The following is a 15384-nucleotide window of genomic DNA, read 5'->3' as shown; positions in this document are numbered from 1 at the left end:
CCAAACCCAAACCCAAAGGTCGAAATCCAGAAAATCCAAACACACAGAAGCATTTGGGAGGATGACCGCCGTCTGACGTTGCGCTTCAAAGCGGGTCGCCGTCGGGCGAGGCGGCTGTATAGGCGGCAGCGCTTTCGGGAGCAACTGATTTTTCAAAAAACTACGAAAAATCCGAAGGATCATCGTTCATTTCCTCCCGTCGAGACGATAACCCCTCAATAGCCAAGGTAGATTTTACCTCGATGTCCACGCATGGATAGGTAAGATTTTTCATGCCGGGCCGCAAATGCCGCTAACTTACATCTATATTTACCGAAAAACACCGCAAACGAGGAGCTTTTTTGCACTTCGCTCCATCAAGTCGGTTGCAATGCAGCACGACGTTCGGCATAAAGCGCCCAAGTTGAACGAGGTTGTCGCCGTGAACAGCACTGCACACATCGCAAAGGTCACCCAGACCGCCGCCCCTGTTGCCGGCGGCGCGCTGACCCGCGCGGTAGTCCTCGTATCGGTACTTATTACCCCGCTCAGACGAGCGGCGTGGATGCCTGTGACCTGACAAGACAACTGAAAGTCAGCCCTGCACCACCCCGCTCTCCGACTGGAAGCGGGGTTTTTCATGCTCGTTTCCGGCCTTCTGCTCCTCTCCCCATAGCGTCCGCACAAGATGACCGACCAGACCAAGCCCTCTCCCAACGCCCGCAGCGCCTCGGTGACGCTAGGCCCGAGCCGTGCCGCCGCGCGTTCCTACCTGCGCGCAGCCGGCATGCAGGATGGTGACTTCAAGAAGCCGATGATCGGCATCGTGAACACCTGGTCGACCGTCACCCCCTGCAACATGCATCTGGACCGTCTGGCCAAAGATGTCCGTCAGGGCGTCATCGATGCGGGCGGCTGGCCGGTGGACTTCAACACCATCGTCGTCACCGACGGCATTTCGATGGGCACGCCCGGCATGAAGGCCTCGCTGATCAGCCGCGAGGTCGTGGCTGACTCTATCGAGCTGGCCATTGAGGGGCACCAGCTGGACGGCGTCGTCTGCATCGTCGGTTGCGACAAGACCATTCCGGCTGCCGCCATGGCGCTGGCCCGTCTGAACATTCCGGGTCTGGTCTATTACGGCGGCACCATCATGCCGGGCCGTATCAATGGCGAGGAAGTCTCGGTTCAGGAAGTCTTCGAGGCCATCGGTGCCCACGGTGCCGGCAAGCTGGACGACGAAGGCCTGAAGAAGGTTGAAAGCGCCGTCTGCCCGGGGGCCGGTGCCTGCGGTGGCCAGTTCACGGCCAACACCATGGCTATGGCCCTGTCGATGATGGGCATCTCGCCGATGGGTGCCAATGATGTACCAGCCGTTGATCCGGACAAGGCTGCCGAGGGCTATCGCTGTGGCAAGCTGGCCGTCGAGCGCGTCTTTGCCGGTGACAACGCCCGCAAATACATCACCCGCGCCAGCCTGAAGAATGCCGCCATCGCCTGTTCGGCTTCGGGCGGTTCAACCAATGCGGTCATGCACCTGACGGCCATCGCGGCCGAGGCCGGTGTCGAGTTCGGCATCGAGGACTGCCATCAGGCCTGTATCGAGGCTCCGGTCATCTGCGACCTGAAACCGGGCGGCCGCTTCCTGGCCTCGCACCTGTATGTCGCAGGCGGCACCCGTCTGGTCGCCAAGCGTCTGGCCGAAGCGGGCAAGATCATCAACACCCCGACCGTCTCGGGCGAGAGCCTGTTTGCCGAAGCGGCCAAGGCCGAAGAAGCTCCAGGCCAACAGGTTGTCACCAGCATCGACAACCCTGTCATGGCGCGCGGCTCCTATGCCGTCATCTATGGCGATGTTGCCCCCGAAGGCGCGATCATCAAGCTGACCGGCCACAAGGTCGACCGCTTCACCGGTCCGGCCAAGGTCTATGACTGCGAAGAAGATGCGTTCGCCGCCGTCCAGTCGGGCGAGGCGGGGGAAGGCGATGTCATCATCATCCGCTACGAAGGCCCCAAGGGTGGCCCCGGCATGCGCGAGATGCTGCAAATCACCGCGGCCCTGAAGGGTCGCAAGGTCGAGAACGTCGCCCTGCTGACGGATGGTCGCTTCTCCGGTGCCTCCTATGGCTTCGTCGCCGGTCACATCTCGCCGGAAGCGGCGGTCGGTGGCCCGATCGCCCTGATCGAGAGGGGCGACACCATCACTATCGACGTTACCAACCGCCGCATCGACACCGATGCCGATCTGACCGCCCGCCGCGCCGCCTTCACCATGCGTGAACTACGCGAGGCCCGCGGCGTCTTTGCCAAATACCGCGCCAGCGTCGCTTCGGCTTCGCAGGGTGCCGTGACCATCCCGAACCCGCCTCCGGCCCAAACGCCGGATCGCTACCAAGCTATCGCCAATATCGAGACCGTTTCCGAGGACGCCTGAATCATGGCTATCACCATCTACACCAACGAAGACATCAAGCCGGGCGCCATCGCTGGCGAGAAGATTGCCATCATCGGCTATGGCTCGCAGGGCCGCGCCCACGCCCAGAACCTGAAGGACTCCGGCCATGACGTCATCGTCGGCGTCCGTCACGGCGGCACCGGCTGGAAGCACGCCACCGAAGACGGCCTGCCGACCGCCGAGCCGACCGAAGCCGTCAAGGACGCCGACATCATCGCCATCCTGACGCCGGACATGGTTCAGGCCGAGGTCTATAAAGAGGTCATCGAGCCGAACGCCAAAAAGGGCTCGGCCCTGCTGTTCGCCCACGGCTTCTCGATCATCTATGGCCGCATCACCCCGCGTGAGGACATGGACGTGATCCTGGTCGCACCGAAGGGTCCGGGCGATCTGGTCCGCCGCGAGTTCCAACGTGGCCGCGGTGTGCCGTCGCTGTTCGCCATTGAAAAGGACGTGACCGGCAAGGCCCGCGACCGCGCCATGGGCTATGCCAAGGGCAATGGCGGTGCGACCGGCGGCCTGTTGGAAACCACCTTCCGCGAAGAGACCGAAACCGATCTGTTCGGCGAACAGGCCGTCCTGTGCGGCGGTGCCAAGGAACTGGTCATCCGCGGCTTCAACACCCTGGTCGAAGCCGGTTACCAGCCGGAGATCGCCTATTTCGAATGCCTGCACGAGCTGAAGCTGATCGTGGACCTGTTCTACGAAGGCGGCATCTCCAAGATGCACCACTTCATCTCGGAAACCGCCAAGTGGGGCGCTCTGGTATCGGGTCCGCGCGTCGTCAACGACGAAACCGCCGCCCGCATGAAGGACGTCCTGACCGACATCCAGACCGGCGAGTTCGCCCGTCGCTGGATCGAAGAGAACGAGCAAGGCAAGCCGGAATACGAGCGCCTGATGCAGGTCGATCGCGACACCCGGATCGAAGAAGTCGGCACGCGCCTGCGTGAACGCATGGCTTGGTTGCAAGCCGCCAAACCTCAAGCCGCCTAAGTATTCCCCCCGGAACCCCGCCCAGATGACCGTCGCCACCATTCAAATGCCCGCCAACGAGACCACCGTTCAAACCGGTGCCAGCCTCGTCGTCTCCACACTGGAGCGGATGGGCGTGGATGTGGTGTTTGGTTATCCGGGCGGGGCCATCATGCCGATCTATGACGCCATCGCCGGTTCCGGCGTGCGTCACTATCTGTGCCGCCATGAACAGGGCGCAGCCTTTGCCGCCGATGCCTATGCCCGCGCCTCGGGCAAGGTCGGCGTCTGTATGGCGACGTCGGGCCCCGGTGCCACCAATCTGGTCACCGGCATCGCCAATGCCATGCTGGATTCCGTTCCCATGGTCTGCATCACGGGCAATGTCCCGCAGGCTGTCATGGGCACCGACGCCTTTCAGGAAGTCGACATCATGGGCGTGACCATGCCCTTGGTGAAGCACTCCTATCTGGTCCGCGATGCCGCCGACGTGCCGGCCATCATCGAGGAAGCCTTCCATATCGCCCGCACCGGTCGCCCCGGCCCCGTCCTGATCGACCTGCCCAAGGACATCCAGTTCCAGCAGACCGAGAACGTGCGCCCCTTCCGTCTGCCGAACGACAATGGCATCGCTGACAGCGCCGCGATCAGGGCCGCTGCCGAAGCCATCCGTTCTGCGGCCCGCCCCATTATATATATAGGCGGCGGCGCGAAGATCTCCGGTGCCGTCGAGGCCGTGCGCGAGTTCGCCCGCCTGACCAGCATTCCGCAGGTCTCGACCCTGAACGCGCTGGGCACCATCCCGACCGGACAGGACAACTATCTGGGCATGCTGGGCATGCACGGCACCCGCGCGGCCAACGATGCCGTTCAGGCATCCGACCTGCTGATCGTTGTCGGCGCACGCTTTGACGACCGCGCCACCGGCAAGCTGTCCGAGTTCGCCCCCGATGCGGGCGTCATCCATTTCGACGTCGATGCGTCCGAGATCGGCAAACTGCGCCCCGTCGCCGTTCCGGTTGTCGGCGATCTGCGCCCCAATCTGGAAGCCCTGAACCTTGAGCTGCAATCAGGGGCTGCCATCTCGGTCGGTGAGTGGGCCGACAAATGCCGTGGCGAAATGGCCGCCTGCGCCGTCAACTATAATGCGCCGGGTGACAGCATCTATGCCCCTGCCCTGCTGAACGAACTGTCGAAGAAGGCCGGTCCGTCCTTCATCGCCGCCTGCGACGTCGGCCAGCACCAGATGTGGGTCGCCCAGCACTGCGCGTTCTCGCGCCCGCAAGCCCACATCACCTCGGGTGGTCTGGGCGCCATGGGCTTTGGGCTGCCTGCCGGTATCGGTGCCAAGCTGGCCGATCCGGACGCCTGCGTCGTCACCATCACCGGCGACGGCGGCGTAATGATGAACATTCAGGAGCTGGCGACCGTCAACCGCTTCAAGATCCCGCTGAAGATCGTGCTGCTGGACAACTCGCGTCTGGGCATGGTGCGCCAGTGGCAGGAGTTCTTCTTCGAGCGGAACTTCTCCGAGGTCGACCTGTCCGACAACCCCGACTTCGTGAAGGTGGCCGAGGCCTTTGGCATCCCCGCCTTCCGCGTCGAAACCAAGGATCAGGTGTCTGGTGGCATCGACCGTCTGCTGGCTGCTGATGGTCCGATCCTGATGCACGTCATCATCGATCCCGAAGACAACGTCTGGCCGCTGGTTCCGCCGGGCAAGAACAACGCTGAAATGATGGAGGGCTCACGATGAGCAATACGATCCACATCCAGATCGACCGCGCTGACGGCTCGCTGCAGCGTCTGATCGGCCTCGTAGAGCGCCGCGGCTTCGAGATCCACGGCATGAACATGGCCGACATGGGTGACTGGCGCACCCTGGCCCTGACCGTGGCCAGCCGCGACGGAACCCGCTGCATCGACAATCTGGGCCGTCAGATCGACCGCCTGTTCGGCGTGCGCCGCATCGAGGCTCCGGCCTCGGCCAACGCCGCCTGATCCCTTCTTCCCTATTGCGTAACACGCGGCCCGGGGCCGCAGACTGGACTGACAAGACAATGAAGCCGCTGGCCCAAAAGATCTGGTTCAATGGAGAGCTGACTGCGTGGGAGAACTGTACCGTCCACGTGATGAGCCATGCGCTTCACTACGGCACCTCGGTGTTCGAGGGCATCCGCGTCTATGACACGCCGAACGGCCCCTGCGGCTTCCGCCTGACGGACCACGTGCGCCGCCTGCACGACAGCGCCCGCATCTATCACTTCCCCATGCCCTATTCGGTCGAGGAACTGGTTCAGGCCTGCCGTGACACCGTCGCGTCCGAAGGTCTGAAGTCGGCCTATATCCGTCCGCTGGCGTTCCTGGGCGGCTGCGGCATGGGCGTGACCCCGTCGCCCGATGCCATCACCACCGACGTCATGATCGCCGCCTTCCCGTGGGGGGCCTATCTGGGCGAAGAGGCACTGGAACGCGGCGTCGATGCCTGCATCTCCAGCTGGAACCGTGTGGCCCCGAATACCATCCCGACCGGTGCCAAGGCCGGTGGCAACTATCTGTCCGGCTATCTGATCGGCCGCGAAGCCCGTCAGGGCGGCTATGGCGAGGGTATCGCTCTGGGTACGGACGGACTGTTGTCCGAGGGCGCGGGCGAGAACCTGTTCGTCGTACGTGACGGTGTGCTGATGACCCCGCCGTCGTCCTCGTCGATCCTGCAGGGCATCACCCGTGACAGCGTGATCAAGCTGGCCCGCGGTCTGGGCTATGAGACCCGCGAACAGACCATGACCCGCGAGAGCCTGTACGTCGCCGACGAAGTCTTCATGACCGGCACCGCCGCCGAGATCACCCCCGTCCGCTCGGTTGACGGCATCACCACCCGTGCCGCAGGTCCCGGTCCGGTGACCAAGGCCGTCAACAAGGCCTTCCGTGGCCTGTTCGATGGCACCACGCCGGACCGCTACGGCTGGCTGGAGCCGATCCACACCACCGCCACCACCAAGGAGCGCCAGCATGAGCCAGCCTAAGACGCTCTATGAAAAGGTGTGGGAGCGTCACGTCGTCGTCCCCGAGACCGACGCCACACCGGGCGTGATGTATGTGGACCTGCATCTGGTCCACGAGGTCACCTCTCCCCAGGCCTTTGCCGAACTGGACGCGCGCGGCCTTAAGGTGCGCCGTCCGGACCGCACCTTTGCGACGCTGGACCACTCCACCCCCACCCTGCCAGCAGGACCGGATGGCCAGCGCCCCTATGTCACCGAACAGGCCAGGAAACAGGTCGAGACGCTGGAAGCCAACACCAAGCGCTTCGGCATCGAACTGGCCGGATGGGACAGCGACCAACGCGGCGTGGTTCACGTCATGGGGCCGGAACAGGGCCTGACCCAGCCGGGTATGACGGTCGTCTGCGGCGACAGCCACACCGCCACCCACGGCGCGTTCGGCGCTCTGGCCTTTGGCATCGGCACCTCGGAAGTGGGGCACGTTCTGGCCACCCAATGCCTGCTGCAACGCCGCGCCAAGACCCTGCGCGTGACCGTGGACGGTGAACTGCAACCCGGCGTCTCGGGCAAGGATGTGGCTCTGGCCATCATCGCCGAGATCGGCTTTGGCGGCGGCACCGGATATGTCATCGAATACGCTGGCTCGGCCATCCGCTCGCTGGACATGGAAGGGCGTATGACCCTGTGCAACATGTCGATCGAGGCCGGTGCCCGTGCGGGCATGATCGCGCCGGACCAGACAACCATCGACTGGCTGCGCGGCCGCAAATATGTGCCCGCCGACTATGAGGCCGCCGCCAAGGACTGGCTGTCGCTGGCCACCGACGAAGGTGCGGTCTTCGACAAGGAAGTGCGTCTGGACGGTTCCGCCATCCGCCCGATGGCCACGTGGGGCACCACCCCCGACGCCGCCGCCCCCATCGGCACCCCCGCCCCGCAACCGCAGTCGGAATCCGATGCCAAGGCTCTGGCCTATATGGGTTTCACTGCTGGCGAGGTGACGACCAAGGAAAAGGTCGATGTGGTCTTCGTCGGCTCCTGCACCAATGGCCGCCTGCCCGACATGCGCGTGGTGGCGGACATACTGAAAGGCCGCAAGGTCGCCGACGGTGTCCGCATGCTGGTCGTCCCCGGCTCGGAAGCCGTGCGCCAACAGGCCGAGGCCGAGGACCTGCACAAGATCATCACCGCCGCCGGCGCCGAATGGCGCATCCCCGGCTGTTCGATGTGCATTGCCATGAACGGCGATGTGGTGTGCGAGGGCCAGCTGTGCGTCTCGACCTCCAACCGCAATTTCGAGGGCCGTCAGGGCAAGGGTGCCCGCACTATTCTGGCCAGCCCCGCCACCGCCGCCGCCAGCGCCGTGGCCGGACATCTGGCCGATCCGCGCGACTATCCCGTTCTGGTCGAGGAGGCCGCATAATGGAACCGTTCAAGACGCTGACCTCCAAGGTCGTGGTCCTGTCGCAGGCCAATATCGACACCGACCAGATCATTCCCGCCCGCTTCCTGACCACAACGACCCGCGATGGTCTGGGCGATCAGGCCTTCTACGACTGGCGCTATGAAGCCGATGGCTCGCGCAAGCCCGAGGCCATCCTGAACCGGATCGATCCCGCCGAGCACCGTATCCTGCTGGGCGGGCCGAACTTCGCCTGCGGCTCCTCGCGCGAGCATGCGCCGTGGGCCTTGCTGGATTACGGTTTCCGCGTCGTCATCTCGACCGAGATCGCCGACATCTTCACCTCCAACGCGCTGAAGAACGGTCTGCTGCCGATCGTGGTCAGCCAACAAGTCTGGGACGATCTGGCCCAGCATCAGGACCAGCCCGTCACCATCGATCTGGAAAACAACCGCATCCAGCGCGGCAATGCCGAGCCGGTGGCCTTCAAGGTCGATGCCTTCGCTCGCCAGTGCCTGATCGACGGTGTCGACACCCTCGGCTGGCTGCTGGCCCGCGATGAAAACATTTCGGCCTTCGAGGCCACCCGCAATGACCCCCAACCGGAGATCGCACGATGAGCGAGAAACGCACCTTTAACATCGTCGTCCTGCCGGGCGATGGCGTCGGCCCCGAAGTGACCAAGGCCGCCCAGCGCGTCCTGACCTGCATCGGGGACATCTATGGCCACCGCTTTGACTTCACCGAGCACCTGATCGGCGGCGCGGCCATCGATGCGACGGGCTCGCCCCTGCCGGATGACACACGCAACGCCTGTGTGGCCGCCGATGCCGTGCTGCTGGGCGCGGTCGGTGATCCCAAATATGACGGCAAGCCGGTGCGCCCCGAACAGGGCCTGCTGACCATACGCAAAGAAATGGGCCTGTTCGCCAACCTGCGCCCGCTGCAGGTCTCGCCCGCTCTGGCCCACCGTTCGCCGCTGAAACGCGAGATCGTCGAGGGCGTCGATCTGCTGGTCTTCCGCGAGCTGACCGGCGGCGTCTATTTCGGCGAGCGCACCCGCACCGACACCTCGGCCTCGGACCTGTGCACCTATACGGTGGCCGAGATCGAGCGCGTGACCCGCGCCGCCTTCAAGGCCGCCGAACAGCGCCGTGGCAAGGTCACCTCGGTCGACAAGGCCAATGTGATGGAAACCTCGCGTCTGTGGCGCGAAACCGTCACCCGCATCCACGCCGAGGAATTCCCCGACATCACGCTGGAGCACGCCCTTGTCGATTCAATGGCCATGCACCTGATCCAGCGCCCGCGCGACTATGACGTCATCCTGACCGAGAACATGTTCGGCGACATCCTGTCGGACGAGATCTCGGTGCTGGGCGGTTCAATCGGCCTGTTGCCTTCGGCATCGCAGGGAGCCGAGGGTCCGGGCCTGTTCGAGCCGATCCACGGCTCTGCACCGGACATCGCAGGCCAAGACAGGGCCAACCCCATCGGCACCATCCTGTCGGCGGCCATGATGCTGCGCCACAGCTTCAAGCTGGAAGACGAAGCCTGCTCCATCGAGGCCGCCGTGGCCGCCGTTCAGGCGTCCAATCAGGTCACCCGCGATCTGGGCGGCGAACTGGGCACCGAGGCCGCCACGCGCGCCGTGGTCGATGCCATCCGCGCCATCCACTGGGCGGCGGCCCGCCACGTGCCGATGCACTGGGCTTAGAAGACGCTATGGGCAACGAAAAAGGCGGGCCGCACAGCCCGCCTTTTTAATGTCCGTCGACCAGAGACTGAAGCGTCTTGCCCATACTCTGGGCCAGTTCCTCAAGATCTTCGGTGCCAAGGCTGGAGAAACCGTCGGCAAGTTCACGGCTGACAGCCATGCCCATGATCAGCCCCGCCACCAGACGGGCGCGAATATGGGCGTTCGATCCACCGATCCATTCCGTCAGTGGGCCAAAAAAGCGTTCATTGCTGTTACGCTGGACCATTTCCATCGCTTTGGCCGAACCGATGGATCGCAGCAGCATCAGCAATCCGGCGAGGCGGTTGGTCGAGGTGCTGTGTCGCGGACAGTCGAACTCGCCATTTACGATTTCGCGCGCGATGCGCAGTCCGAAGGTGCTGCGGTCGCCTTCCCAAAGCTCTGGGCCACCTTTGCAGCTGTCGAGAGCCTCGTTGAACAGGTCTTCCTTGGAACCGAAGTAACGCGACACCAGCGCGGCATCGACACCGACCTCGCGGGCGATGTCGCGTATACCTACATCATCATAGCTGTGCGCTATGAAACGCTCCTTCGCGACATCGAGTATCGCTTGGCGCGTCGCCACCGCATTGCGCGGCCTATGGCTCTCGCGAACTGACACGAACATCACTCTCCAAAAAACCTTGCCGCGAGTATGGCTATGTCAACAGCCGTTGACAAGTAGCCTATCTTGGGTCTTTAAGTCCACACAGGTTGACTGGGCGCCTCCCCCTTTTTCGCGCGTTACAGTCTTCGATACTTTTTCAGATCCCAGGAGAATGCGCCTATGCGCACGGTGAAGATTGCGGCCGCGTCCGTCTTAATGGCGGCTGCCCTCTATGGCTGCTCGAAGGGCGAACAAGCCCCCGAACAAGGTGCCCCGCCTGTAACGGTTGCCACTCCTCTGTCGAAGGCTGTGGTGGACTGGGATCAGTTTACCGGCCGTTTCGAAGCCACCCGCAGCGTGGACGTCCGCGCCCGCGTCGGCGGCTATATCCAGTCGGTCCACTTCAAGGATGGCGACTACGTCCGTCAGGGCCAGCTGCTGTTCACCCTTGACCAACGACCGGCACAGTCGGCTCTGGCCTCGGCCCGCGCCCAGCTATCCCAAGCGCAGGCCCAGCTGGGTCTGGCCCGTGCCGACCTCGCCCGCGCCGAAGGCCTCCTGGCCTCGCAGGCGGTATCCCAGGCCGAGTTCGACGCCAAGAAGGCCGCGGTCCAGACCGCCGAAGCCGCTGTCGCAGCGGCCAATGCCAATATTCGCGCCCGCTCGCTGGACCTGGAATTCACGCGCGTGACCGCTCCGATCTCGGGCCACATATCGGACCGCCGTGTCGATCCGGGCAACCTGATCGCAGGCGGCTCTTCGATGGGCGACATCCTGACGACGATCGTCTCGTCCTCGCCGATCTACTTCGTGTTCGACGGCTCCGAAGCCACGGCTCTGAGATACCAGCGCGAAGCCGCCAAGGGCGCTGTGCCGATCAAGGTACGCCTGCAGGACGAGGCCGAGTTCACCCACGCCGGTACGCTGGACTTTACCGACAACGCCATCGATCCGGCCTCGGGCACCATCCGTCTTCGCGCCATCATTCCGAACGCCAACGGCTTCCTGAAGCCGGGCATGTTCGGTCACGCCCAACTGGCCGGTGCTGCCGAGTATCAAGCCATGCTGGTGCCGGATTCGGCGATCATCTCTGACGGCCCGCGCCGCATGGTCCTCGTCGTGGCCAAGGACGGCACGGTCGGTGCCAAGCCGGTCCAGACCGGACCTGTCGTCAACGGCCTTCGCGTCATCCGCACGGGTCTCGTGGCCGACGACCGCGTCATCATCAACGGCCAGCAACGCGCCCGTCCGGGCCAGAAGGTCACCGCCCAGAACGGCGAGATCAAGCCTTCGGATGCTGCGGCCAACCCGGCCCCGACGACAGCTGCGTCGACGGCCTCCTCCGCCACCTTCGTCAACGCAGGTTGAGGAAAGAGGCATAGGCCGGAAAACCCGTTATGAATTTCTCCCGCTTCTTTATCGATAGGCCGATCTTCGCGATCGTTATCGCCACCTTCATCACACTGGTGGGTGCGTTCGCCTATCCGAACCTTCCGCTGGCGCAGTATCCCGACATTGCGCCGCCGACCATCACCATCAACACCGCCTATCCGGGCGCTTCTGCCGAGACGCTGGCCGAAACGGTCGCCGCGCCGATCGAGCAGGAGGTGAACGGCGTCGAGGGCATGCTCTATCTGTCGTCGTCCTCGACGGCGGACGGCGCTGTATCCGTGACCGTGACCTTCGAGCCGGGCACAGACCTCGATACCGCACAGGTTCTGGTCCAGAATCGCGTCTCGCTAGCCGAGATGCGCCTGCCCGAAGAGGTCCGCCGCACGGGCGTCAGCGTCAACAAGGCCTCCAGCGGTTTCCTGATGCTGGTTGCCCTGACCTCTGACGACCCGAGCATCGACCGGACCTATCTGGGCAATCTCGGCAACTCGATGGTGCGTGACCGCCTGCTGCGCCTCGAGGGCGTGGGCTCGGTCATGGTCTTCGGCGGCGGCAACTACTCGATGCGTATCTGGATCGACCCGACCAAGGCGGCTGCCCGCAATCTGTCGGCCCAGGACATCGTCGGTGCCCTTCAAGCCCAGAATATCCAGGCCGCAGGTGGTGCGCTTGGCGCAACCCCGACGCCCGAAAGTGCTGCCGCGTTCCAGACCCCGATCGATGTTCAGGGCCGTCTGAACACGCCTGAAGAGTTCGGTCAGGTTGTCATCCGTTCGGATGCCCAGGGCCGCGTGACGCGCCTGTCGGATGTTGCCCGTATCGAGCTTGGTCCGCAGGACTATGGCGTCAACGCCACCTTCGACGGCAAGGCCGGTGTCGGTCTGGGCATCATCCAGCAACCGGGCGCCAACTCGCTGAAATCGGCCGAACTGGTCAAAAACGAGATGGAAGCTCTGGCCAAGGAATTCCCTGCCGGCGTTTCCTACACCGTCCCCTACAACCCGACCGAGTTCGTTCAGGCCTCGGTTGAGGCCGTGATCAAAACCGTTTTCGAAGCGGTCATCCTTGTCGCCATCGTCGTTCTGGTCTTCCTGCAGACGTGGCGTGCGGCCATCATTCCGGTGATCGCCATTCCCGTGGCACTGGTGGGGACCTTCGCGGTTCTGCTGGGCCTCGGTTACTCGATCAACTCGCTGTCCCTGTTCGCACTGGTTCTGGCCGTGGGTATCGTTGTGGACGATGCCATCATCGTGGTCGAGAACGTCGAGCGATACATACGCGAGGGTCTGACACCCCGAGAAGCCGCCTACCGCTCGATGGCCGAGGTATCGGGCGCTCTGGTCGCCATCTCGCTGGTGCTGACCGCCGTGTTCGTGCCGACCGCCTTCGTGCCGGGCATTCCGGGTATCTTCTATCGCCAGTTCGCCGTGACGATCGCGTCCTCGACCCTGATCTCGCTGCTGCTGTCACTGACCCTGTCTCCGGCAATGGCCGCCCTGCTGCTCAAGCCGCACAAGGCGCACGACGAACACGCCACCCGCAAGAAGGGTGTTCTGGGCACCATCGCCTATGGTGCCGGCTGGCTCGGCAACAAGTTCAACACTGGCTTTGACTGGCTGTCGGAAAAGTTCGGCAATCTGACCGCACGTCTGGTCCGCATGGCGGTTGTTGTTCTGGCCGTCTATGTCGGTCTTCTGGCCGTCACCGGCTGGCGACTGACCGACACCCCGACCGGCTTCATCCCCGATCAGGACCAGGGCGTGCTGATCGGCGTCGTACAGCTGCCTTCGGGTGCCTCGCTTGAACGCACCACCCAGGTGCTGAACCAGGCGCTGGCCATCATCAATGAAAATCCGAATGTGGACGAGGTTGCGGCCCTTGCCGGTCTGGATGGCTCATCGTTCTCGATGGCGTCCAACTCGGCGACCATGTTCATCAAGCTGAAGCACTGGGACGAACGCCCCAACAAGGACCAGACGGCTGCCGCCCTTGGCGGTGCCCTGACCGGTGCGGCGTTCTCGATCCAGGACGCCCAGATCTTCATGCTGGCCCCGCCTGCCGTTGAAGGCATGGGTAACGGCGGCTTCAAGATGATGATCCAGGACCGCACGGGTGCCGGTTACAAGGCTCTCGAAGGCGCGACCTTCGCCATGATGGGTGCCGCCGCCCAGAACGGTGACCAGGTCCAGCAGGTGTTCTCGATGTTCAACACCGGCTCGCCGCGCATCCAGGCCGATGTCGATCGTGACAAGGCCCTGATGATGGGCGTCCAGCCCTCGTCGGTGTTCGGCACGCTGGGCATCTATCTGGGCTCGGCCTACGTCAACGACTTCAACTATCTGGGCCGCACCTTCCGCGTGACGGCACAGGCAGAACCGATGTACCGCGACGACATCGCCGACATCGCCAACCTGAAGGTCCGCTCCAACTCGGGCGCGATGGTGCCGGTGGGTGCCGTGGCCAACCTGTACGAGTCCTCGGGCCCGTCGCGCGTTGTCCGCTTCAACCTGTTCCCGGCTTCTGAACTGTTGGGTTCGCCGGCTCCGGGCGTATCCTCGGGCGAGGCGCTGGCCTTCATGGAAGGTCTGGCCGGCAAAACCCTGCCGGACGGCTTCAGCTATGAGTGGACCGAGCTGGCCTATCAGGAGAAGGCGTCGGGCGGTTCGGCCGGTATCATCTTCATTCTGGCCGTGGTCTTCGTCTTCCTCGTGCTGGCCGCCCAGTATGAAGCCTTCACGCTTCCGCTGGCCGTCATCCTGATCGTGCCGATGTGTATCCTTGCGGCCATGATCGGGGTGAACCTGATGGGGCTGGACAACAACATCCTCGTCCAGGTCGGTCTGGTCGTACTCGTAGGTCTGGCGGCCAAGAACGCCATCCTGATCGTCGAGTTCGCCAANNCTCGACCGCTTCGACGCCGCCGTGCAGGCCGCCCGCCAGCGTCTGCGCCCGATCCTGATGACGTCCTTTGCCTTCATCTTCGGCGTTCTGCCGCTGGCTCTGGCCACGGGTCCGGGTGCCGAGATGCGTCAATCGCTGGGCATCTCGGTTGTGTCGGGCATGATCGGCGTGACCTTCTTCGGCCTGATCTTCACGCCGGTCTTCTATGTGGTCTGCCGCTGGATCGCCGGAAAGCTGCCGAAGGGCCCGAGCAAGGAGCGTCAGCTGCCGACCTCCTTCGGTTCGACGCCGCACGACCCGTATGACTGGAAAGACGAAGACCAGCTCCCCGCCGGTCCGCGTCAGGGAGACGCTTGATGTCTGCTAAACTTCGTACCCTGCTGACGGCGGCTGGTTCGGCTGCATTGCTGGCCGCCTGTGCCGTTGGCCCCAAGCCGGTCGTCCCGACGACGCCGGTCTCGTCGCAAGGCGATTTCATCGGCTCCCAGACTGGCGCGGTCTCAACCGCGCCGGTCGAGGGCAACTGGTGGCGTCTTTACAACGACGCAAATCTGGACGCCCTGATCCAGCAGGCTCTGGCCGAGAACAACGACCTCGAGGCCGCCGCCGCCAACCTGCGTGCGGTCCGCGCCTCACTTTCGGAAGCCCGCAGCAACCGTCTGCCGTCCACGACGGTCACGGGTGCGGCCAACCGCAGCCAGTCCTCGACCATCACCAACCCTGCGGCGGGTGGTGCCGAACTGCCGGAAATCGAGACCTATGATGTGGGTCTGGACGTGGCCTATGAGATCGATCTGTTCGGTCGCGTAGAGTCCTCGATCCGCGCCGCGCGCGCCGATGCCCGTGCTGCCGAGGCCGCACTGGAAACGGTGCGCGTCAGGGTCGTGGCCGAGACCGCCCGCGCCTATGCCGACACCTGCGCCCTCAACG

The 15384-nt window shown here is 64.0% G+C and carries 13 protein-coding genes and 1 pseudogene; 12 read left to right on the top strand and 2 right to left on the bottom strand.

Annotated elements, in window-relative coordinates:
* The coding region (locus B3H86_RS12035) for a hypothetical protein (RefSeq protein ID WP_292054246.1) at positions 1 to 183 on the bottom strand (183 nt) is incomplete at its 3' end.
* A gap of 238 nt (positions 184 to 421) precedes the next feature.
* On the opposite strand from B3H86_RS12035, the gene B3H86_RS12030 reads away from it, so the two are divergent.
* The 9 genes from B3H86_RS12030 (at position 422) to leuB (ending at position 9533) form a co-directional block, all read left to right on the top strand.
* A complete protein-coding gene (locus B3H86_RS12030; protein WP_292054244.1) occupies positions 422 to 559 on the top strand; it encodes a hypothetical protein in 138 nt (45 codons plus the stop codon).
* 108 nt (positions 560 to 667) lie between these two features.
* Complete coding sequence (locus B3H86_RS12025) at positions 668 to 2413, top strand: dihydroxy-acid dehydratase (protein ID WP_292054241.1); 1746 nt, start codon at positions 668 to 670, stop codon at positions 2411 to 2413.
* Positions 2414 to 2416: 3 nt separating this feature from the next.
* On the top strand, positions 2417 to 3430 hold the full coding sequence (gene ilvC, locus B3H86_RS12020) for a ketol-acid reductoisomerase (protein WP_292054239.1): 1014 nt from the start codon (positions 2417 to 2419) through the stop codon (positions 3428 to 3430).
* A 25-nt stretch (positions 3431 to 3455) separates the two neighbouring features.
* The gene (gene ilvG / locus B3H86_RS12015) at positions 3456 to 5165 is read left to right on the top strand and encodes an acetolactate synthase 2 catalytic subunit (protein WP_292054237.1); all 1710 of its coding nucleotides are present in this window, start codon (positions 3456 to 3458) and stop codon (positions 5163 to 5165) included.
* Positions 5162 to 5410, top strand: coding sequence for an ACT domain-containing protein (locus B3H86_RS12010; protein WP_292054235.1), 249 nt, complete (start codon positions 5162 to 5164; stop codon positions 5408 to 5410). The genes ilvG and B3H86_RS12010 overlap by 4 nt, the downstream gene beginning before the upstream one ends.
* Positions 5411 to 5469: 59 nt before the next feature.
* Complete coding sequence (locus B3H86_RS12005) at positions 5470 to 6435, top strand: branched-chain amino acid transaminase (RefSeq protein WP_292054233.1); 966 nt, start codon at positions 5470 to 5472, stop codon at positions 6433 to 6435.
* Positions 6422 to 7837, top strand: a complete 1416-nt coding sequence (gene leuC, locus B3H86_RS12000) for a 3-isopropylmalate dehydratase large subunit (protein WP_292054232.1) — start codon at positions 6422 to 6424, stop codon at positions 7835 to 7837. Before B3H86_RS12005 ends, leuC begins: the two co-directional genes overlap by 14 nt.
* Complete coding sequence (leuD, locus tag B3H86_RS11995; RefSeq protein ID WP_422653077.1) at positions 7837 to 8436, top strand: 3-isopropylmalate dehydratase small subunit; 600 nt, start codon at positions 7837 to 7839, stop codon at positions 8434 to 8436. The genes leuC and leuD overlap by 1 nt, the downstream gene beginning before the upstream one ends.
* Positions 8433 to 9533 carry a 3-isopropylmalate dehydrogenase gene (gene leuB, locus B3H86_RS11990; RefSeq protein ID WP_292054230.1) on the top strand — a complete coding sequence of 367 codons (1101 nt, stop codon included), beginning with the start codon at positions 8433 to 8435 and terminating at the stop codon, positions 9531 to 9533. Before leuD ends, leuB begins: the two co-directional genes overlap by 4 nt.
* A 46-nt stretch (positions 9534 to 9579) precedes the next feature.
* Here leuB and B3H86_RS11985 read toward each other — a convergent pair whose 3' ends face one another.
* Complete coding sequence (locus B3H86_RS11985; RefSeq protein ID WP_292054228.1) at positions 9580 to 10182, bottom strand: TetR/AcrR family transcriptional regulator; 603 nt, start codon at positions 10180 to 10182, stop codon at positions 9580 to 9582.
* 159 nt (positions 10183 to 10341) lie between these two features.
* Between B3H86_RS11985 and B3H86_RS11980 the strand changes: the two genes are divergently transcribed.
* The 3 genes and pseudogenes from B3H86_RS11980 to B3H86_RS11965 all read left to right on the top strand — a co-directional run.
* Positions 10342 to 11529 (top strand): efflux RND transporter periplasmic adaptor subunit, encoded by a 1188-nt coding sequence (locus tag B3H86_RS11980; protein WP_292054226.1) that lies wholly within the window; start codon positions 10342 to 10344, stop codon positions 11527 to 11529.
* Positions 11530 to 11558: 29 nt separating this feature from the next.
* Positions 11559 to 14811: pseudogene (locus B3H86_RS11975) on the top strand (efflux RND transporter permease subunit).
* A partial coding sequence (locus B3H86_RS11965; protein ID WP_292054222.1) for a TolC family protein occupies positions 14811 to 15384 on the top strand: 574 nt, incomplete at its 3' end. The pseudogene B3H86_RS11975 and the gene B3H86_RS11965, both read left to right, overlap by 1 nt.

The sequence above is a fragment of the Brevundimonas sp. UBA5866 genome, from assembly GCF_002432125.1.
In the GTDB taxonomy this organism is placed as follows: Bacteria; Pseudomonadota; Alphaproteobacteria; order Caulobacterales; family Caulobacteraceae; genus Brevundimonas.
Note: the sequence above shows the minus strand (reverse complement) of the source record. Positions and strands in the feature narration are given on the sequence as shown.